Annotated in this window: 14 protein-coding genes and 2 tRNA genes; 9 read left to right on the top strand and 7 right to left on the bottom strand. The window is 55.9% G+C overall.

Annotation, left to right across the window (positions count from 1 at the left end; all coding sequences use genetic code 11):
• Window positions 1-55: 55 nt before the first annotated feature.
• Together GGR27_RS07235 and GGR27_RS07230 are read right to left on the bottom strand one after the other, a co-directional pair.
• A complete protein-coding gene (locus GGR27_RS07235) occupies window positions 56-595 on the bottom strand; it encodes a hypothetical protein (protein WP_168036747.1) in 540 nt (179 codons plus the stop codon).
• 39 nt (window positions 596-634) lie between these two features.
• Window positions 635-1003 (bottom strand): hypothetical protein, encoded by a 369-nt coding sequence (locus GGR27_RS07230; protein WP_168036746.1) that lies wholly within the window; start codon window positions 1001-1003, stop codon window positions 635-637.
• A gap of 361 nt (window positions 1004-1364) precedes the next feature.
• Here GGR27_RS07230 and GGR27_RS07225 point away from each other — a divergent pair, with 361 nt between their 5' ends.
• Entirely contained in the window at window positions 1365-3491 is a 2127-nt protein-coding gene (locus tag GGR27_RS07225; RefSeq protein WP_168036745.1) for a peptidylprolyl isomerase, read from the top strand.
• A 203-nt stretch (window positions 3492-3694) separates the two neighbouring features.
• The gene (locus GGR27_RS07220; RefSeq protein ID WP_168036744.1) at window positions 3695-4885 is read left to right on the top strand and encodes an OmpA family protein; all 1191 of its coding nucleotides are present in this window, start codon (window positions 3695-3697) and stop codon (window positions 4883-4885) included.
• A gap of 138 nt (window positions 4886-5023) precedes the next feature.
• On the opposite strand, the gene GGR27_RS07215 is transcribed toward GGR27_RS07220, so the two are convergent.
• Together GGR27_RS07215 and GGR27_RS07210 are read right to left on the bottom strand one after the other, a co-directional pair.
• Complete coding sequence (locus tag GGR27_RS07215) at window positions 5024-5425, bottom strand: DUF5606 family protein (protein ID WP_168036743.1); 402 nt, start codon at window positions 5423-5425, stop codon at window positions 5024-5026.
• Window positions 5426-5545: 120 nt separating this feature from the next.
• Entirely contained in the window at window positions 5546-7552 is a 2007-nt protein-coding gene (locus GGR27_RS07210; RefSeq protein WP_168036742.1) for an alpha-ketoacid dehydrogenase subunit alpha/beta, read from the bottom strand.
• 258 nt (window positions 7553-7810) lie between these two features.
• Here GGR27_RS07210 and GGR27_RS07205 point away from each other — a divergent pair, with 258 nt between their 5' ends.
• The 6 genes from GGR27_RS07205 to GGR27_RS07180 all read left to right on the top strand — a co-directional run bounded on the left by GGR27_RS07205 (window position 7811) and on the right by GGR27_RS07180 (window position 14281).
• Window positions 7811-10195 (top strand): TonB-dependent receptor, encoded by a 2385-nt coding sequence (locus GGR27_RS07205; protein WP_168036741.1) that lies wholly within the window; start codon window positions 7811-7813, stop codon window positions 10193-10195.
• Window positions 10196-10324: 129 nt separating this feature from the next.
• Window positions 10325-11224: a DUF4249 family protein gene (locus GGR27_RS07200; RefSeq protein ID WP_168036740.1), complete on the top strand. Its 900-nt coding sequence runs from the start codon at window positions 10325-10327 to the stop codon at window positions 11222-11224.
• Window positions 11225-11462: 238 nt separating this feature from the next.
• Window positions 11463-12059, top strand: a complete 597-nt coding sequence (locus GGR27_RS07195; protein ID WP_245184484.1) for an RNA polymerase sigma factor — start codon at window positions 11463-11465, stop codon at window positions 12057-12059.
• A gap of 4 nt (window positions 12060-12063) precedes the next feature.
• Window positions 12064-12357, top strand: a complete 294-nt coding sequence (locus GGR27_RS07190; protein ID WP_168036739.1) for a hypothetical protein — start codon at window positions 12064-12066, stop codon at window positions 12355-12357.
• Between the two features lie 8 nt (window positions 12358-12365).
• A complete protein-coding gene (locus tag GGR27_RS07185; RefSeq protein ID WP_168036738.1) occupies window positions 12366-13226 on the top strand; it encodes a mechanosensitive ion channel family protein in 861 nt (286 codons plus the stop codon).
• A gap of 41 nt (window positions 13227-13267) precedes the next feature.
• The gene (locus GGR27_RS07180) at window positions 13268-14281 is read left to right on the top strand and encodes a DUF3078 domain-containing protein (RefSeq protein ID WP_168036737.1); all 1014 of its coding nucleotides are present in this window, start codon (window positions 13268-13270) and stop codon (window positions 14279-14281) included.
• Window positions 14282-14901: 620 nt separating this feature from the next.
• On the opposite strand, the gene GGR27_RS07175 is transcribed toward GGR27_RS07180, so the two are convergent.
• The 3 genes from GGR27_RS07175 to metF form a co-directional block, all read right to left on the bottom strand.
• Window positions 14902-14990 (bottom strand) — tRNA-Ser (locus GGR27_RS07175).
• A 58-nt stretch (window positions 14991-15048) separates the two neighbouring features.
• A tRNA-Met gene (locus tag GGR27_RS07170) sits at window positions 15049-15122 on the bottom strand.
• A 210-nt stretch (window positions 15123-15332) separates the two neighbouring features.
• Entirely contained in the window at window positions 15333-16289 is a 957-nt protein-coding gene (gene metF / locus GGR27_RS07165) for a methylenetetrahydrofolate reductase [NAD(P)H] (RefSeq protein ID WP_168036736.1), read from the bottom strand.
• 586 nt (window positions 16290-16875) lie between these two features.
• On the opposite strand from metF, the gene GGR27_RS07160 reads away from it, so the two are divergent.
• Window positions 16876-19827, top strand: coding sequence for a glycoside hydrolase family 3 N-terminal domain-containing protein (locus GGR27_RS07160; RefSeq protein WP_168036735.1), 2952 nt, complete (start codon window positions 16876-16878; stop codon window positions 19825-19827).
• The last annotated feature ends 25 nt before the right edge of the window (window positions 19828-19852 follow it).

Below are 19852 nucleotides of genomic sequence, written 5' to 3'. Positions count from 1 at the left end.
GACATTTGCCCCCCCAATCACGCCGGTTATGAGCCCAAAGTTTTCTTTCGGCAAATTATCGCCACATCAACGTCAGTTGCCGGTCGAGCAGATCAGCCGGTGGCCGGTCAAAAAGCAGGACGGTGTAGAGCATCCCCCGCCCTTCCTTATAACTAGCCACGAGTTGCGCCTGGCGGCGGTCGGCGAAACCTCGTTTCGGGCGAAAAAGGTAGACGCGCGCCCAGTCGGCGTTGAGGGCGGTCATCTCTTCTTCGTCGAGGCTGAGGACGGTCGTCAGCGCGTCTTCTTCGTTGCTGGCTAAATTCATCGCCAGGTGCCCGGCCTGGATGTGGGGATACTGAAAAAAGGCGGCGGCGCTGTCTTCAGCGAGGATGGTAAAGCGGACTTCGAGTTTGTCCGGCTTGCTGTACAGTCGCTGTTGCTCGCTGAGGTAATCGTTATCGTGGGGGTTGAGTACTTTCCAGCTTTGCTCGTCGGGGTGATTGACGCGCACGTCGAAACTGTCGAGGATTTGCTCGAACTCCACCGATAAAGGAAACTGCGCGCTCGCAATTACTGGGACTGCTGAAAGTAAAATCAATAATAGTCTCACCATTTACGTGCAACGTCACTGGCCCGGAAAAAGATACGTCGATTAGCGGACGGACTCGGTAAGGCGCTCGGTCAGTAAATTCGTCAGCCGCCGGTTGATGTCCCCTTCCCACTCGCCGTAAAAAGCCATTTCCGCGGCGGTGAACTGTCCAATGATGATGCCGAATAGTAGCCCGCGCAGGCGGTTATCACGCGCGACCAATTCTTTTACCTTGTCGAACCGCTGCTTCACGGCAACCTGGTCCATCTTCACCTTACGTTTCGCCAGAAAGATGTTCAGGGTAGCAATCAGCAGGTCGTTCTGCAGTTTGGCGATGGGCCGGAGGGTTTCGTTTTGGAAGCGTTCCAGGGGCGCGGTCGCGGGTGCCAGGTTGAGGGTTGGGCGGAGGTTTTGGCGTTGTTCGTCGGTCATGTTTAGTAAGATTGGGCGGTAGGCGGTAGGCGGTAGGCGGTAGGTATCCTAATATGGATTAAGGTAGCCATCATCGATTTGCTGTAACTGAAAAACCGGGGTACCTGTTGTGATGCTACCACGACTACCGCCTACCCACCTACCGCCTTAGCAAAACTACTCGCCAAAAAATAAGATTATCTAAATATTGAAGTCGATGCCGCCGCCCCGAACCCTCCCCTCCCCCGTATAAAAAACTATCGTATCTTCGCCGGCCCTAACGAACTTAGCCCCGGCTTAGCCCCGTGCGGGACGTTTTTATTACGAAGCATCACCAAAAGACCCACCGCCCCGGTGGGCATTCGCTAAAGCACTCTGCAGTATGGCATTGATTGGAAAAATCAGGAATAACCCCCTCATCGTCCTCCTCTTCATTGGTGGCGGTATCGCGCTGTTCATCCTTTCGGAAATGACCAACGGCGGCGCCGCCGGTCCCATCGGCCCCGCCGAACAAATCATGGGCCGCGTCGGCCAGCGGGAGATCGACCGCAATGAATTCGAACGGACACTCTCCGGTGCCTTCAACGGTGGCGATGCTTTTCAGAACCGCGATAACCTCTGGCAGTTTTACGTTGACGAGGGCGTAATCACCGAAGAAGCCGAGGAAATCGGACTGACCGTCAGCGAAGAAGAGTTGGAAGAACTAGAATTCGGCAGTAACCCCAGCCCCATCATCCGCCGTAACCTCACGGACCCACAAACCGGCCAGCTCAACCGCACGCTACTCGATCAGATCAAAGGCCACATTGACGCTAACACCGTCGACCAAGCCATCCAGAACGGTGAGCTCAATCCGGACATCCGGACCATCTGGCGCTACCAGCGGCGTAACATCGTGACGAACCGCCTGCAGGAAAAAATGAACGCTTTGGTCTCTAAAGCCATGTACGCACCCAGCTGGCAGGCTCAAACCTTTGCTGACGCCCAACTCGGCAACCGCCGCGTTGCCGTCGCACAGATTCCTTTTACCGACCTCGGTGCCGACGACCAGGAAGTCACCGACGCCGACATCCAAACTTACGTCGACGAAAACCGCAGCATTTTCAACAACCCCGAAGAAACGCGCGTGCTGGAGTACATCGTCTTTGACGTAGAGGCTACCCCGGCGGATATGGCGAAACTAAACGAAAACCTGACGACGGCCGCCGCCGAGTGGCGCCAGGAAACTACCGCCGATGGCGATAGCCTGTTCGCCGTTGCTAACGGCGGCACCTACACCGGCAACTACGAACCTCGCGAGCGCCTCGACGGTGAAGTAGCCGACCGCGTGCTGGACGATATGGAGATCGGAACCATTTACGGCCCTTACCGCCAGGATAACACCATGCGCCTCGTCAAACTCCGTGACCGGGTCACGATGGCCGACAGCGCCAAGACCCGCCACATTTTGTTGAGCGCTCAGACGCCGGGTCAGTTCGACGCCGCCGATGCCCGCGCCGATAGCCTGATCAACGTCCTGAACGGCAACCGTCGGAAGTTCGGTGCAATGGTAACCGAATTCAGTGAGGACCCGGGTTCAAAGGACAACGAAGGTGTTTACGAAAAAGTAACGCCCGGGCAGTTCGTCCGCCCCTTCGACGCCGTGCTCTTCCGCACCGGTGACGTGGGTAAGCTATATAAGGTTCGTACTTCCTACGGCGTCCACGTAGTGGAAGTAATGAGTCGCAGCGCTTCCACCAGCCCCCGCGCCATGGTAGCCACGATCGTCGAACCCATTACGCCTTCCTCGGACACGGAAGACACCCGCCTCCAAGAAGCGCAGCAATTCGTTAACGGAAAGACCAGCGTAAAGGCTTTAGCGGACGCCGGCATGAAAGTCACTACGACCAACCCCGTACGGCTTGCTACTTACAATCTTCCGGAGCTCGGTTCCGGACAGGAGATCAAAGACCTGATGTGCTGGGCTTTTTCCGCCGACGCCGGTGACCTGAGTGGTCGCGTTTACCGCTTTACGGACGAGGTCCTATTCTACGAGAATAAGTACGTCGTTGCGGGCCTGAAGGAAGTCGTACCGGCCGGAGTCGCGCCGGTCGCCACCGTGCGCGATGCGGTCAGCCCCCAGGTGCGTAACCGGGTGGTTGGCGCGCGCGTCCGGGGCGAACTTAGTGGCCAGTCACTGAGCAACGTCGCGGCGCAGTATGGCGTAACTATCGATACCGTATCGAGTAATCCTTCCCTGAGCAGTTTACCCCGCATTGGTAACGAACCCAAAGTCATTGCTGCCGCCGCACGCGCAACGATCGGCCAACCGATCACCGTTGTCGGAAACACTGGCGTGTACGTAGTCGAGGCCATCACCGACGCAGCTACCGGTACGAGTGGCAGTCTACCCGGAGCCCGCACGCAACTGAACAGCCGCACGCGTAGCCAGGCATCCGCCGGCATTATGCCCGCCCTTCGCCTTGCGGCGGACGTGGAAGACGAACGCGCTAGCCAGGATTGCCGCTAGTGACTAAGTTCCCTGCGAGTTAAACCAAAAGCCCCACGGTCATTGCTGATCGTGGGGCTTTTGAATTTTTCCGAATGCGTAGCCTGATTTCGCTCACCCCGGTTTCTCCGCCACGCCAACTTTCATTGCACCCGCCCCGATAGCTACCGGAGCGCAACAGGAACCAAGTATTACGCGTTACCTGATTCCACAAGCATTTGCACATGCATTTGACCCTACCCCGTTACTTTACCGCCCTACTACTGCTCGTCTGCTCGCTCGTTCAGGCTCAGGACAGCAGTGAAATTCTATTACGTAATCCCTCTTTTGAGGACATGCCACGTAACAGTGCCGCCCCCCGGGGTTGGACGGACTGTGGCTTCCCCGGCGAATCCGCACCCGACGTGCACCCCGATCCGCGCTTTGAATTTCGCGTCGCCAAGCAAGCCCAGCACGGGCTGACTTATTTAGGCATGGTAACCCGGGACAACGAAACGTACGAATCCGTCGGCCAACAACTCTCCAGCCCCGTCGTAGCCGGGCAGTGTTATGAATTGAATATTCAAATGGCGCGTTCGGAAATTTACCTAAGCCGTAGCCAACGCACAAAATTGCAGAGTAATTACGTTACGCCCGCCGTCCTACGCGTCTACGGCGGTTACTCCGTGTGCCAACGCGGAGAAAAGATTGGTCAGTCCGACATCGTGGAGAACTACGATTGGCGTGAATTTCGGGTGAAGTTGTCACCAACCGAAGCGTACACCTACATCACTTTCGAGGTTTATTACAAGCCCCAGACGATGCTGCCCTACAACGGCAACATCCTCCTTGACAACACCCAGGCGCTCAAGCCGATTGACTGCGACAAGGACCTCAGCGTCCCCGACGCACCAATTGACGCAGAACCGGCCATTACTCTGGTCGACCCGGACGAGGATATTATGACGCAACCCATCGTCCGACGTGACTTACCCAGCCCACGCAAGCCGGTAAGTACGCCACCCGCGGCGGAACCGGAGGAGCCTCAGGTAAAATTGGGTACGACAACCGCGTCGTTAAAGGAGGGCGCGATCTTCAGAATTGAAAACATCACTTTTAAAGCGAACAGCGCCGAAATCGAGAGCGAGAGCGAAGAAGCCCTGGAAGAAATAATTGGTTTCCTACGGGACAACGATAATGTCATTATCGAAGTGGGTGGACACGCCAGCTACAAAGCAAGCTCCGGTTACGCGAACACCCTGAGTGGCCAACGCGCCAGATCCGTAATAGAATACCTACAGGAGCACCGCATCCCCGTCAACCGGATGTTTCCACGCGGTTATGGCAATACCCGGCCGGTCTGTCGGTCGGAAGATGCGGAATGTAACGCGCGGAACCAGCGGGTGGAGGTCAAAATCCTGAAGCTTAGTAGGTAGTATAATAGTAGGGCACTTCGTGCTTAGTATAGTAGTATGATAGTAACTGCTCCGAAGAGTGGCAGCGGCTACCGTACCATCATAATTTATGCGCAGCACAGTACTACCATACTTTGTGCGCAGCACAATACTCTCCTACTACTCTTCCTCATCACCACCAAACAAGTCGTTCGCCGCCATGAAGTGGTACCACTTCAACAACCGCTTGATGTCACTGGCGTGTACCTGCTCGGGGTCGTAGTTGGGGAGCACGTCGGCGATGTATTCAAAAAGTACGTCCTTACTGGCTTTAACGTCGGGTGCGGGGTTATCCTCGGCCTGCTCGTTCATGCGCTTGAAGAGCTTGTCGAGGGGCTCTGCTTCGCCGTCGTCGGTAAACATGGCCATGCTTTCGAGGGGCGCGAACTGGTGCTTACGGTTGGGGGCGAAGCGGCGTTTGCCGTCGGCGAGTGACTCGATGATGAAGCCGCCCTTGCGCTCCGTGATGACTTTATACAGGCCGGAGAGACCGGTGACGGAGATGATTTCTCTTAGTTTCATTTGGTATTTATTCTTTGACGAGCAAAGGTAAGCTAGTTGGGTGGAGTGACGATAAGATTGCTCCCTGACAAAGCGTTCCGTGCAAACCGGTGACCTATTCAGGACTCCACGTTCGGGCCGTTAGTAGTCCAACAAGCTCCGCAACGCACTCGCTAATTTTTCTTCGGGGAGGTAATCTGCCTCCAACGCCGCGGCAAAGGGAATCGGTGTGTCCATCGCCGCCAGCCGCCGCACCGGTGCGTCCAGATCTTCAAAGCAGTGTTCCCCGATCCAGGCCGCGAGTTCACCGCCGAAGCCACCGGTGAGGCTAGCTTCGTGCAGGATGAGCGCGCGGCTGGTTTTTTTGACGGTCGTGCGGATGGCGTCGTAATCCAACGGAAAGAGGGTGCGCAGGTCGATTATTTCTACGTCGAGACCTTCCGCCTCCACGGTCTTGCGCGCCCAGTGAACGCCCATTCCGTAAGTGATGATGCTGGCTTGGGTACCAGCTTTCGCCGTGGCTGCTTTACCGAAGGGAACGTAGTAGTCGCCCTGCGGGACTTCGTCCGTCAGCGAACGGTAGAGGGCTTTGTGTTCAAAAAAGAGGACGGGGTTAGGGTCGGCGAGGGCGCTCATCAGTAAGCCTTTGGCGTCGGCTGGCGTGCTGGGGTAGGCGATTTTCAGGCCGGGCACGGCGGTAAACCACGACTCCATCGTCTGGCTGTGAAAGGGGCCGGCCCCTACCCCACCGCCTACGGGTAGCCGGACGGTCACGTCGGCGTTTTGTCCCCAGCGGTAATGGCTTTTCGCCAGGTTATTCACGATCTGGTTGAAGCCGCAGGTTACAAAATCACCAAATTGCATCTCGACCATTGCTTTGCCGCCGGCGATACTCAGGCCGAGACCGACGCCAACAACGCCACTTTCGCAGAGGGGGGTGTTGCGGACGCGCTCCAGGCCGAATTCTTCCACGAAGCCATCGGTGATTTTGAAAACGCCCCCGTAGCCAGCAATGTCTTGTCCCATCAACACCAAGTCTTCGTGTTTGCGCATCGACTGGCGGAGGGCATCGGAAATGGCGTCGATGAAACGAATTTCTTTGGTTTGATCATTTGTCGTCCCGATAGCTATGGGGACGGGTGCCGGGTGATTTTGAAAAAGAGCAGCGTTCTCCCGTTCCGGATCCCCCGTAGCCGCCGGCAGGTTATCGGCATCCCGCAAACCAGTCATGATTTCCGCCTTGATGGACTTAGCTAACCTCGTTTGCTCCGCCTCCGTCATCACGCCCCGTTCGATCAGGTAATCGCCAAACCGATCCACCGGGTCGCGCTGCTGCCAGGCTTCGATCTCTTCGGTGGGGACGTACTTAACGCCGGAAGCTTCTTCGTGGCCCCGCACGCGGAAGGTTTGGCATTCTACCAGAACCGGCTCCGGGTTCTCCCGCAACTCCGCAGCTAATTTGGAAATGGTTTCGTGGACTTCCAGGATGTTATTTCCGTCGATCGTCATGGCCCGCATCCCGTAGCCGATGCCGCGGTCGGATAGTTGGTCGCAAGCGTACTGCTCGCTGACCGGCGTAGACAGGCCGTAGCCGTTATTCTCGATCACGAAGATGACGGGTAGTTTCCAGACGGCGGCGATGTTGAGGGCTTCGTGAAAGTCTCCTTCGCTCGTGCCCCCGTCGCCGGTGAAGGCAAGGCTGACTCGTTGCTCACCGAGTAGTTTGTGCCGTAGTGCTACCCCGGCGGCCAGCGCCAGTTGCGGCCCCAGGTGAGAGATCATGCCCACGATGTGGTGCTCCCGCGAGCCGAAGTGAAAACTACGATCCCGCCCCTCGGTAAACCCACCCGGCTTTCCCTGCCACTGGGCGAAGAGCTTAGCCAGCGGTACATCGCGTGACGTAAACACACCGAGATTACGGTGCATCGTGAATACCCACTCACTTTGCACCAGCGCCCGCGCACAACCCACGCTAATCGCTTCCTGGCCGATGCCAGAAAACCACTTGGAGATGACGCCCTGGCGCAGCTGCTTCAGCATCTTTTCCTCGATCAACCGGGGCCGGAGAAGCTGCTCGTAGAGCTCGCGCAGGGTTTCGTTGGGGTAATCGAAGCGAGCAAAATCAAGGGCCGGGAGCGTGGTGGGCATGGCGAGGGTTTTAATGGCTCGGTAAGGTAAGGCGAATGTCTTTCGTGGGCCAATGTGATTATTTAACCCAGGCTCAGCAATCCTTTTCGGGCTGGGGACGTATGTAGGCTGGTAGGCGGTAGTCTTTTAGGCGGTAGGTGGTAGTATATGGGATAGGCGACAGGTCTACCGCCTACCAGCCTACCGCCTCTCTTCCTACTGCCTAATTTCCTACCGCCTACCCTTCTACCGCCTACCAGCCTCTCAACGACCAAGTTTATGCTAAAAGCACTACTCCTAAGCCTCAGTTTCTTCTTAAGCCTGACCCTCGCCGCTCAGGAGAAGGTTACCGTCAAGGGTACCGTGACCGACGCCACCAACGGCGAAACGCTCATCGGTGCGACAATTTACCTGAAAGGGACCACGAAGGGCACGACGACTAACGAGTACGGTTTTTACTCCCTGACCGTCGAGCCCGGAGAGTACGTCATCGCCGCCGGTTACCTCGGCTACCAGGAGCAATCCCGCACCGAAACCTTCATCGGCAACTTTACCGCCGACTTCGAACTCGCCGAGTCCGGCACCCAGCTCGCGGAAATCGTCGTGACCGCCGAAGAAGCCGACGCCAACGTGGCCGACGTACAGATGTCCGTCGAGCAACTCGACATTTCCCAGATCGCCCGCCTACCCGCCCTGCTCGGTGAGGTGGACGTATTGCGGAGTATTCAGCTGCTGCCCGGCGTGAGTACGGTGGGGGAAGGCGCGGCGGGCTTCAATGTGCGTGGCGGGTCGATCGATCAGAACTTAGTGATTTTGGATGAAGCGCCGGTTTTTAACTCCAGCCACCTATTTGGTTTCTTCTCAGTGTTTAATCCGGATGCGGTTAAGGGCGTCAAGCTCTACAAAGGTGGCATCCCCGCCCGTTACGGTGGCCGCCTTTCCAGTATTCTGGACGTGCGGATGAAGGAGGGCAATTCCAAGCAGTTCCAAATGGACGGGGGCATCGGCACGATCTTCAGCCGGCTGTCCGTAGAAGCACCCATCGTGAAGGACAAATCTTCCTTCCTCATCGCCGGCCGCCGCTCCTACATCGACGTGCTGGCCGCTCCCTTCCTGGGCGACGATCTGGCCGGCACGAGCCTAAACTTCTACGACCTGACGCTGAAGACCAACTATAAATTCAGCGATAAAGACCAGGTTTTCCTGTCCGGCTACTTCGGCCGCGACAACTTTGCGCCCGGTGACCAGGCCGGTTTCAGCTGGGGCAACACGACGACGACACTGCGCTGGAACCACCTGTTCAGCGACAAGCTGTTCAGCAACCTGACGTTCTACTACTCCGACTACGACTACGCGATCAACTTCGGCGACGACCCCGAGGAAGATGCCTTCGACTGGGACGCGAGCATCGTCAACTTCAGTGCCAAACCCGAATTTAGCTACTTCATCAACCCGGATAACGTGATCCGTTTCGGTGGCCAGGGCATTTACTACCGCTTCGAACCGGCCAACGCCATCGCGGTGAGTGACGGCACGGAGATCGATATTTCCGTAGCTAACCAGTGGGCGACGGAAACGGCGGTGTTCGTGGAAAATGAGCAGAGCATTTTTGAAGGCCGGGTTAAGCTTAACTACGGCCTACGCGCCAGCCACTTCGCTTACCTCGGTGGTCGCAACGTTTACGAGTTTGGAGAAGCGCCCCGTGAAGGGTTGGCCCGCCCGCTGACCGGTGCGGAACCCAGCGAGCGGAGCGAAACGATCAAAGATTGGTTCAACCTGGAGCCGCGCGCGTCCGTGCAGTACCAACTCACCGAAACGAGTTCCCTCAAGGCCAGTTATCAGCGCACGGCGCAGTACATCCACCTGCTGAGTAACACGACGGCCTCCGTCCCGCTCGACATCTGGACGCCGAGCACGAACAACATCGAACCGCAACTGGCCGACCAGTACGCCATTGGGTACTTCCGCAACTTCAAGTCGAATACGTACGAGTTCGGCATCGAGACCTATTATAAGGACTTTCAGAACCTGATCGACTACGTCGACGGTGCTGACTTAGTCCTTAACGAACTCGTCGAGGGGCAGATCATCTCGGGCAAAGGCCGGGCTTATGGGGCGGAATTTCAAATTAAGAAAGTGAAAGGCCGCTTGAACGGCTGGATCAACTATACGCTAGCCCGCACCGAGCTCTTGACGCCGGGAATCAACAAGACGGACTGGTACCCGAGTCGTTTCGACCAGACCCACAACCTCAACGTGACCGGCTTTTACGAGGTCAGCGACCGGGTGACGGCCAGCGCAACCTTTGCCTACATCACGGGAACGCCCGTGACGTTGGCGAGTAGTGGCTACTATCAGCTAGGTTACTTCGTGCCCAACAACGAGGGCAACGGGCGGAACAACTTCCGCATTCCGGATTACCACCGTCTCGACGTTTCCGTGACGCTCGACCCCAAGAAGGAGAACGCCGATAAGCGGTGGCAGGGGCAGTGGATTTTTGGGGTGTATAACCTGTATTCCCGCCGCAACCCGATCACGGTTTCCGGGCGGCAGGACTCGGATATTCGTCCGATTCTGGGTCAGGCAATCAATACGGAATCGGTCAAGTTGAGTGTGGTGGGGAATTTTATTCCTAGTATTAGTTACAATTTTAAGTTTAGGTAGGGCGCGGTCGCGGGTGCAGAGCTTTTGCGGGGGAGCCAGGAGGTCTCGACTAGATGCCAGACATGTTTCCCTCTCTCTAAATATTTATTACTTCCGGATGGAAGACGAGGTATTACAATACAGATCACTATGACTAATTCTCGAACGTTACTAGCTATTTGTCTTTTCGGAGCGCTGTTATCCTGCACCGACGAGATCACCTTAGAATCTCGTTTCGAAGGGTCGGAACTAGCCGTGGAGGCGTGGCTGACGAACGAGTCGGAGCCACAGACGATCATCCTCACGGAAAGCCAGGATTATTATGACAACCGCTTACCGGACGGCGTGACGGACGCGCAGGTGGTCATCTCCGAAGTGATCGACTCCGTGCCGACGGGCAATCTTTACGTTTTCGAGCACCAGGATTCCGGCCGCTACGTGTGGACACCGGAAGAAGGGCAGACGCTGGGTAACGTGGGCACGACCCTCGGCCTGGGCATTCAGCGGGGGGAGCAGCAGTACGCCGCACTAACCAACATCAACCGCACGGCCATCATCGACTCCTTGTCGTTTCAGGTGGAAGAAGAGTCGCTCGGCCTCGACGAAGGCATTTACGCCCAGATTTACGCGCGCGATCAGGTGGGGATCGGTGATGCCTATTTCATCCGGAGCACCATCAACGATACCCTGCTGTTGCGCGCCGGTGAATTGAACTTGGCGTACGATGCCACTTTCAGCCCCGGCACCAACACCGACGGCGTGGCCTTTATTTTTCCCATCCGTTTCCGGATCAACAAAACCGACGACGATGGTGGGCCGGTGGCCTTGCAACCGGGTGAAAAAGTTGCCGTGGAGATCGTCGGCCTTAGCCAGGCGGCTTACCTCTACCTGCGCATCGTAACCGAGCAGATCAACAACGGGCAAAGTGGGCTTTTCGACTTGCCGGTAGCTAACTCGCCGGGGAACATCTTTGACGTCGATACGCAGGAATCAGTCCTGGGTTTCTTCAACGTAGCGGAGGTAGCCCGGATCGAGCGGATCGTGGAGTAGTATTGCTTTGCGCTCATTCAGGTAGCCGATAGTAATATTCGCGGAATTTTATTCGTCCGTTTTCTTTACAACTCCATCCCCCAAATCTTTGCACCCGCGACCGCGCCCTAACTATTTTACGTACCAATTCCGAGTCCGAACCTATTGTCTTTCCTATCTTGTGTGACGTAAACCCATCCTTCACGTCTCCATAAGGTACCTACGTTGTCTAGCGGCGGCTGCCGGATCAAACTAACCAATGTCATCTCACGCCACCAGGTACGCTTGTCTGCCAGAAATGGAAGACCTGGAGATCATCCTGGCTTACCGGGAAAGGCGCCACAGTACTTGCTTTCGACTTCTGCACGATCGCTACGCCGCGCGCATTTTTAGTAAGGCATTAACCATGCTGCGCGATGAGACACAGGCGCAGGACGCTACGCAAGAAATATTCACCAAGATTTTTCTCAACCTGGGCAAGTTTGCGGGCACCGCCAAGTTCTCCACCTGGGTGTATTCGGTAACGTATAATTTTTGCATCGACAAGATCCGCAAGGAAAAGCGGAGCCGGGAGTTATTCGCCGACGAACTGGAAAACCTACCCGACCGCGCCGCCGAAGAGGACCACGCCGGCGAACTGGCGAACCTGCAGGTAAGCGAGCTGAGAAATGTACTGGCCAAGTTACCCGATGCCGACCGTACTTTGTTACTGCTAAAGTACAAGGATGGCGTGAAAATTAAAGACATTGCCCTCATGGTTAGCAAAAATGAATCCGCGATTAAAATGCAGTTGAAGCGAGCCAAGGAGAAAGCTAAACGTATTTACGGAGAGCAATACAACTCTTCCACCACCTGAACGAATGAAAAAGAATAGTTTTCTGCAACTACGGGACCTTGAAATGGCCGAATTCGTCAAGAACCGGCAGGACACCGTACGTACCAGAGTGGAAAGTCGGCTGCGAACTAGCGAGTTCATCAGTAACACCCTCGAGTTGTTTTTCCCAAAAATGGCCGACACGTTTACCGTCATGATGGGCGGCGAGGCCATCGAGGGGCAGCACGACTACCCAACCATTGATGAAAATGAATTGGCGCTGAAACCAGACGTTCGGCACCTCGAAGGCCCCGAAAACCGGGGTGAGATCATCCGTTAAGACGAGCCATGGAAATTATTATCGAAGCTTTGAGCGCCCAGGTGGCCCTGCTATTTACCATCATTCCAGCCCTGCTGAAGGCGCTGGTGATTGTCATTATTGGCTACATTCTAGCCCGGATTGTGCGTAACCTGCTCAAGCGCCTCCTGTCTGCCGTTGGGGTAGACAGCCTGGCCGACCGGCTGATGAGAATTGAGATGTTTAAAAATGCCAAGTTCGATCTGGTCCCCTCCAAGATTATTTCCTCGGCCGCCTACTACTTCATCCTGATCATCTTCGTGATGGCTTCGGTGGAGGCGATGGGCCTCAAAATTATTTCGGATCTACTCAACGACCTGATTACTTACATCCCCAATGCCGTCACGGCGCTGATCGTACTTATTTTCGGGATCGTGCTGGCGGACGGTGTCAAAAAGATCGTCTATGAGACCTGCCGCAGCCTCAACATCACCGCGGGCAACCTACTGGCCAACGTAGTTTTTTACTTCATCATGCTCAACATCGTGCTAATCGCCCTGGGTCAGGCACAGTTGCAAACGCGCTTTATGGAGCAGAACATTACCGTTATCCTGGCCGGCGTGGCCGGTGCCTTCGCGATTGGTTACGGACTAGCGGCCCGGCACGTGATGGGAAACTTGCTGGCCAGTTTTTACAACCGCGGCCGGCTGCACGTCGGCGACGAGGTCAGCATCGACGGCATGCGCGGCGAGATCGTGACGATGAACAACAGCGACCTGGTGTTAAGGGCGGATGAGAGTGAGTTTATCATTCCGTTCAGCAAGCTTACCGCGTCTTCGGTCGAGGTACACGCCCGCCGCAGCAACGGCCCGGCGTTGCCTCCGAACCTGGAGGAAGTTGAACAAGGTTAGGTACCGTGTCGATAAACTGACGACTTAAACAATTAGCTTTGATGATAAGATTTACTACGCTCGCACTGCTGTGCGCGCTACCCCTCGTATTATTCGCACAGGAGGAAAAAGACGAACCCGTGCAGGGCTGGGAAATTGGCGCGGGGATTGGATTGGACTTTGCGCAGTTGCTGCAAATTAATCCCCGGCAAGGCGCCGGTCAGAACCGGTTAGGGTTTGGCTCGGCGACTAACTCTTTTTTTAACTTTAATAGAGCCCGCATCAACTGGGAGACGAATGCGCTGTGGCAGTTCGGGCTCCAGCGTCTGGGTTCGGGCGTAATTGCTCAGGGGGCGAACGATAAAATACCTTTTCAGAAAGAGATTGATGATTTGCGCATCAACTCTAAATACGGGGTGGCCATCAAGGAAGACAGCAAGTTTTTTTACACCGGCAATTTACTTTTTCAGACGCAGGCCCTGCCCACTTATCAGTACGACAACGATACCTACCCCGGCAACTTCGTCAGCGATTGGCGCGGCCGGGGCGTGGCTCCGATCTCGAAACTGTTTGCCCCCGCTACCATCAACGTTGCGCTGGGTGTCGACTACAAGCCTAATAAGCGTCTATCTATCTTCTACTCTCCCCTCGGTGGCAAGTTTATCGTCGTGGCGAATGATTCCATTGCCGCCCGGGGGGTGCACGGCAACGAAGTGAGCGGGGAGCCCGTGAATGGTTTTTATCCGGAGTTCGATAACATTGACGCTCAGCTAGGTAGTCAGGTGTTAATCAAGTTTGCCGCTCCGTTTCAGAAAGATAAAGGTGCCTTTAATTCTACCCTCGGGCTGTATAGCAACTACTTGGATAGCCCCCAGAATGTGGACGTTGATTGGAACAACTCCTTATCTTATACACTGATCAAGAATTTGAAGTTAACGGCTTTGCTTTCCGTCTTCTACGATGACGACCTGAACGTACAGGTTACGAATTACGACTTTCCGAACGGGGTTAATGGGTTGGGGAAGCGGGTTAGTTTGACGCAGCAGTTGTTGTTGAGTTATGTGGCTACTTTTTGAGGGGGGGGGATTTGAGAGATTGGTGACAAAAAGTTTGAGTTGACGAGAGATAAGGTTAATTGAAAAAATTTAGCAATTGGAAGTTGAGGTGATCGAAAACGTGGGGTGGGCCCTCACACGTACCTTCGGGATATAGGACACATATCTTCACGTAGCTTTCGTTTCTGCCCGTTTTGCCCTCCTTTTTAGAAAAAAAGGAGCAAAATTCTTGCCCTGTGAGCCTGGCTAATCAATATTTTGGTACTTGAAAGGCTAAAATTCGTAACTCAGAGGAGGCACGACGATCAGCGCAGCTAAACTCGCCACTCACTTTGTGTTTCAGACTTAAGCTTGTTGGTAGCATGAACTAGTGATTTCAGCACACAATTTGTAGTAGCTCAGACAGTACGAATTTCTTAACGCCTTCCAAGCACCAAAACATTGGCCAGGCTCAAGGGACGACCGACAAGTACTAAGGATCTTAGTGAGTTCAGGAGCAATAGTCGACCGAAACTTGTAGCTCATAAATTTTTGTGTACACCAAAGACCTCCGAATCTAACCCCCGAACACCTAGGTACCAATACATAAAAGCCTACCAAAAAATTTGGGCCACCCATCGCGAGGATGAATGGCCCTGATGTAGCGCGAGGGTGACTCGAACACCCGACCTCAGGATTATGAATCCTCCCCGATAGCTATCGGGGTAACCGGCTGAGCGAACTTCGCGATAAATAAAAGCCTAACAAAAAATTCGGGCCACCCATCGCGAGGATGAATGGCCCTGATGTAGCGCGAGGGTGACTCGAACACCCGACCTCAGGATTATGAATCCTGCGCTCTAACCGGCTGAGCTACCGCGCCTTCTTCGGGTAACTGGCTAAATTACCACGCTTATTTACCGCAAACACCGGTCTAAGGATTATTAATCCTCCCCGATAGCTATCGGGGTAACCGGCTGAGCTACCGCGCCTGGTTGCCGTAAGCGGCGGCAAAGATAACACTTGGTTTATTATTTGCAAGGCGTTTCTTAGCTAAGTCTTAAAGAGTACTGTTTCGGCTGGGAAAAATCAGCTAGTAAACTTCCTTGGCAATGGCCTGGATCGTGCTGCTGTCCCCCATCGTGTAGTAGTGGAGAATCGGCGCGCCCCGCTCCTTGAGCTCTTTGCTCTGGGCGATGCACCACTCGATCCCGACCCGCGTACGGGCTGCTGCATTCTTGGCTTCGGAGATGGCTTTGACCAGGTCGTCCGGCATGTCGATGTGAAAGAGCCGGGGAATGGAATTCAGTTGGTAGAGCTTCGTCAGTGGCTTCAGCCCGGGTACGATGGGGACGTTGATGCCGGCCGCGCGGCAGGCCTCGACGTAGGCGAAGTATTTGTCGTTGTCAAAAAACATCTGCGTGACGATGTAGTCCGCACCCGCCTCGACCTTCTTTTTGATGTAGCGCAGGTCGATTTCCATGTTCGCCGCCTCGAAGTGCTTTTCGGGGTAGCCGGCCACGCCGATACAGAAGTTGGTTTTGTTGCACTGGTCCGTGAGGTCGTCCATGTATTCGCCGCGGTTCATGCCCGCGATCTGGCCGACGAGTTCCGAGGCGTAGTGGTGGCCGTCGTCTTCGGGGATGAACTTGCCTTCAAACTTGCGCGCGTCGCCGCGGAGGGCCAGGACGTTCTGTACGTCCAGAAAGCCCAGGTCGATCAGCGCATTCTCCGTTTCCGGCTTGGTAAATCCGCCACAGAGCATGTGGGGCACGGCATCCACGCCGTAGCGGTGCATGATGGCCGCGCAGATACCCACCGTGCCGGGGCGCTTGCGGATGGACGCCTTTTCGTAGTAACCGCTCGCGCGCTTTTTGTACACATATTCTTCGCGGTGGTACGTCACGTCGATGAAGGGAGGCTTGAACTCCATCAGCGGGTCGAGCGTGTCGAAAATAGCCTGCATGCTGCCGCCCTTCAGGGGTGGTAGGACTTCAAAACTGATTAAGGTTTGACCGTTGGCCTGGTCGATGTAGTCGGTAACTCGCATGTGTCTCGCTGGTATTAGCTGTGGACCGGCCGGGGTTGGCGCGGCAGCGCTGGCGAAGATACGGCGGGGGATTAGGGTAACAAGTAAGCTAAGGGTCAAGAGTTTGGGTCTTTGGTCTTTGGTCTTTGGTCTTTGGTCTTTGGTCTTTGGTCTTTGGTCTGGGGTCTAGAGTCTTAGTCTTTGGTCTTCTTTCCTAAAAAACCTGGCACCCGCGACCGCGCCCAATACCGGAGGATTATTGCATACTACTGGACATTGTCCCCGGACGCTTGGAGGACCTCAACAATTTCGCCTTCGGCTTCACGGCAGAGGACGCTCCAAGGTCCTCAAGTAGAATTTTAGAACCTTGGAGCGTCTCGAAACTAAAGCGTAGCGAAGGGTTTCGAGTCCTCCAAGCGTCCGATTTGAAAATGTCCAGTAGTGTGGGATTATTGACAAACAAAAAATTATAAACCCCGCTTAGGCCAATAGCTAATATTCCGCGTCGGTTATTAGTACAAGCGCCCCGGCAGTTCCTATCTTACCCGTCGGCCTCTGATCGTCTCTCTAACTTACTTTTTGTCTTTTCCAACTACTGATTTCCATTATGCAAATTTTCCGCCCGCTCCTGTTTCTGCTGTGCCTTAGTGCCTCCCTAAACGCGCAAAAGCCGTACGTAGCCGACCTCTCAAAAATGACGGCGGAAGAAACGGCATTTGTCAACGAAACGCTGGACGGGATGAGCTACGAAGAGCAGATCGGCCAGCTCATCATGCTGCGGGCGCACTCTGACCTCGGGGCGGACCACGTTGCGAAAGTCAAACGGGAGATTAAAGAATACCACGTCGGCGGCCTCTGTTTTTTCCAGGGCACGCCGGAAGATCAACTGAAATTAACGAACGAATACCAGCGCCTGAGCAAGGTTCCGCTGATGGTCAGCATGGACGCCGAGTGGGGCCTGGGCATGCGCCTGCCCGACCAGACGATCAGCTACCCAAAACAAATCGCCCTCGGCGCCATCCGCGATAATCGGCAACTGTACGATCTCGGCGCCGAGATCGCCCGGCAGATGCACCGCCTCGGCGTCAACGTGAGTTTCAGCCCCGTGCTGGACGTTAATAACAACCCGAATAACCCCGTTATCGACACCCGCAGCTTCGGCGAAGACCGCTACAACGTGACCGTGAAGGGCTACCAGTACATGATGGGCCTCCAGGAGAACGGCATCCTGGCCAGCGCCAAACACTTCCCCGGCCACGGCGACACCGGCGTCGACAGCCACTACGACCTGCCCGTCATCAACCACGACCGCGCGCGGCTAGATAGCCTGGAGCTCTACCCTTTTCAAGCGCTGATTCGCTACGGCATCGGCTCCATTATGGCCGCCCACCTCCAGATCCCCGCCCTCGACGACCGCAAGAACCGGCCGAGCTCGCTGAGCCGGCCGATCGTCTACGACCTGTTGCGCAATGAAATGGGTTTCACCGGGCTGGTTTTTACCGACGGGCTGGAAATGAAGGGCGTCACGAAACACTACGGCAATGGGGAAGTGGAAGCCGAAGCAATCGCCGCCGGTTCCGACATTCTCCTCCTACCCGAAAGCACGCCGGACGCCGTGGCCGCCATCAAACGCTACGTCGACGAAGGCCGCATCGCCCAGGAGGACATTCGCGAGAAAGCGGGCCGCGTGTTGCTCTCGAAATACCGCCTCGGGATCGGCCGGACGGCCACCTACCCCAGCCTGACGAATCTGCGCGGCCAGCTCAATACCCCGGAAGCTTACGACCTCAAGCAGCGCCTTTTTGAAAATGCGATGACGATCGTACGGGATACGGAAGGCTTGCTACCGCTCAGCGAGCCCGTCGCGGGTAAACTAATCACCATTCACGTCGGTGAGTCCTCGCCCAATACTTTTTCCCGCCGCCTCGACGACTACGCCAAAATCACTCACCTGAACGCTGCCTACGATCTGGGCTCCGGCGAGCGCGATCAGCTACTCAGCAAACTTAAGGCCGACGATAAAGTCATCGTGGCGCTGTACAGCGACGGGAGCCGGTTCCGCGAAAAAGTACCGATCAAGGCGGGGGTGCTCTCATTGCTCCGCCAAATCGACGAGCGGGCGGAACTGGTCGTAACCGTCTTTGGCAACCCCTATTCTTTGAGTGCGCTGGATGCTTCCGGAACGGTCCTGATGGCCTACAGCCGCGATAAAGTCGCCCAGGATGCCGCCGCAAAAGCATTATTCGGGGCGAACCGCGTGAACGGACGGTTGCCGATCACCGCCAGCCCCTACAGCCGCTTCAACGCTGGCGTCGAGACCGCCGCCGCCTTCCGCATGGGTTTCGATACGCCCGAAGCCGTCGGCCTGGACGGCAACCTCCTCACGGCTAAGATCGACGCCCTGGCCCGCGAGGCAATGAGGAGAAAAGCTACGCCGGGCATGGTCGCCCTCGTGGCCCGCAACGGGAGGGTAGTCTTCGAAAAAGCGTACGGCCACCATACTTACAATCGGCGGCGAAAGGCCAAAACGACCGACGTTTACGACCTCGCCTCGGTGACCAAAGTGGCCGCAACGACGATCTCGCTGATGAAATTAGTGGACGAAGGCAAGGTTAACCTCGACGTGCCCATCAGTAATTACTTACCGGACACGCGGGGCACGGCCGTCGAATTCCTCACCCTGCGCCCCATGCTGGCCCACCGGTCGGGGCTGCGCAGTTGGATTCCTTTTTACAAGAACACCCTCGACGCTAACGGCCGGCCTAAGCGCCAGTGGTACAGTACCAAAAAGACGGGTGATTACGTCATCCCGGTTACGGACAAGATGTACATGAAGTCGGAATATCTCGATTCCATGTGGTTGCAACTCTACACGAACGAATTACCCAACAAGGGGCAGTACCGCTACAGCGACTTAGGTCTTTACCTGACGGCCAAGATCATCGACCAGGTAAGTGGCCTGACGGTCGACGAATACGCCGCCCGCAATTTCTACCGGCCGATGGGCCTGGAGACGCTGACGTTCAAACCGCTGGAGAAATTCCCGAAAAGCCGCACGCCGCCAACCGAAAAGGATACTTATTTTCGCATGGCGACGGTGCAGGGCAACGTCCACGACATGGGTGCGGCCATGCTGGGCGGGGTGAGTGGCCACGCCGGTCTGTTCGGTTCGGCGCGGGATTTGGCGACGATCTTTCAAATGCTCCTCCAGGAAGGTAATTACGGCGGGGTGCAGTACCTCCGCCCCGAAACCGTGCGGCTGTTTACCCAGCGCTACGCCGGCGAGACCAGGCGGGCACTGGGCTTCGATATGAAGCAACTGGACGAGGACAAGAACCTCAACATGGCCCCGCAGGCCTCCGACCGCGCCTTCGGGCACCTGGGCTTCACGGGCATCTGCGTTTGGTCGGACCCGGTGGAAGACCTGACGGTGATCGTACTCGCCAACCGGACCTACCCGAGTATGAACAACAACTTGTTTGGCAAGCTGGACATCCGGTTGCGGGTGCATTCGGCGGCTTACCAGAGCTTGCTGCCTTCGCGGACTTTTGGGAAATGAATGGGGAGGAAGAGGGGAGGTAAGA

This window comes from Neolewinella antarctica (assembly GCF_011927835.1).
Lineage (GTDB): Bacteria > Bacteroidota > Bacteroidia > Chitinophagales > Saprospiraceae > Neolewinella > Neolewinella antarctica.
This window is presented reverse-complemented; position numbering and strand designations above follow the sequence as displayed.

What these genes read in the sequence shown, in the direction of transcription:
- GGR27_RS07220 (WP_168036744.1), top strand. Translation starts at nt 3,695, where the DNA reads ATGCATTTGACCCTACCCCGTTACTTTACCGCCCTACTACTGCTCGTC.
- GGR27_RS07160 (WP_168036735.1), top strand. Translation starts at nt 16,876, where the DNA reads ATGCAAATTTTCCGCCCGCTCCTGTTTCTGCTGTGCCTTAGTGCCTCC.
- GGR27_RS07235 (WP_168036747.1), bottom strand. Translation starts at nt 595, where the DNA reads ATGGTGAGACTATTATTGATTTTACTTTCAGCAGTCCCAGTAATTGCG.
- GGR27_RS07215 (WP_168036743.1), bottom strand. Translation starts at nt 5,425, where the DNA reads ATGAAACTAAGAGAAATCATCTCCGTCACCGGTCTCTCCGGCCTGTAT.
- metF (WP_168036736.1), bottom strand. Translation starts at nt 16,289, where the DNA reads ATGCGAGTTACCGACTACATCGACCAGGCCAACGGTCAAACCTTAATC.
- GGR27_RS07190 (WP_168036739.1), top strand. Translation starts at nt 12,064, where the DNA reads ATGAAAAAGAATAGTTTTCTGCAACTACGGGACCTTGAAATGGCCGAA.
- GGR27_RS07200 (WP_168036740.1), top strand. Translation starts at nt 10,325, where the DNA reads ATGACTAATTCTCGAACGTTACTAGCTATTTGTCTTTTCGGAGCGCTG.
- GGR27_RS07225 (WP_168036745.1), top strand. Translation starts at nt 1,365, where the DNA reads ATGGCATTGATTGGAAAAATCAGGAATAACCCCCTCATCGTCCTCCTC.
- GGR27_RS07210 (WP_168036742.1), bottom strand. Translation starts at nt 7,552, where the DNA reads ATGCCCACCACGCTCCCGGCCCTTGATTTTGCTCGCTTCGATTACCCC.
- GGR27_RS07230 (WP_168036746.1), bottom strand. Translation starts at nt 1,003, where the DNA reads ATGACCGACGAACAACGCCAAAACCTCCGCCCAACCCTCAACCTGGCA.
- GGR27_RS07185 (WP_168036738.1), top strand. Translation starts at nt 12,366, where the DNA reads ATGGAAATTATTATCGAAGCTTTGAGCGCCCAGGTGGCCCTGCTATTT.
- GGR27_RS07195 (WP_245184484.1), top strand. Translation starts at nt 11,463, where the DNA reads ATGTCATCTCACGCCACCAGGTACGCTTGTCTGCCAGAAATGGAAGAC.
- GGR27_RS07180 (WP_168036737.1), top strand. Translation starts at nt 13,268, where the DNA reads ATGATAAGATTTACTACGCTCGCACTGCTGTGCGCGCTACCCCTCGTA.
- GGR27_RS07205 (WP_168036741.1), top strand. Translation starts at nt 7,811, where the DNA reads ATGCTAAAAGCACTACTCCTAAGCCTCAGTTTCTTCTTAAGCCTGACC.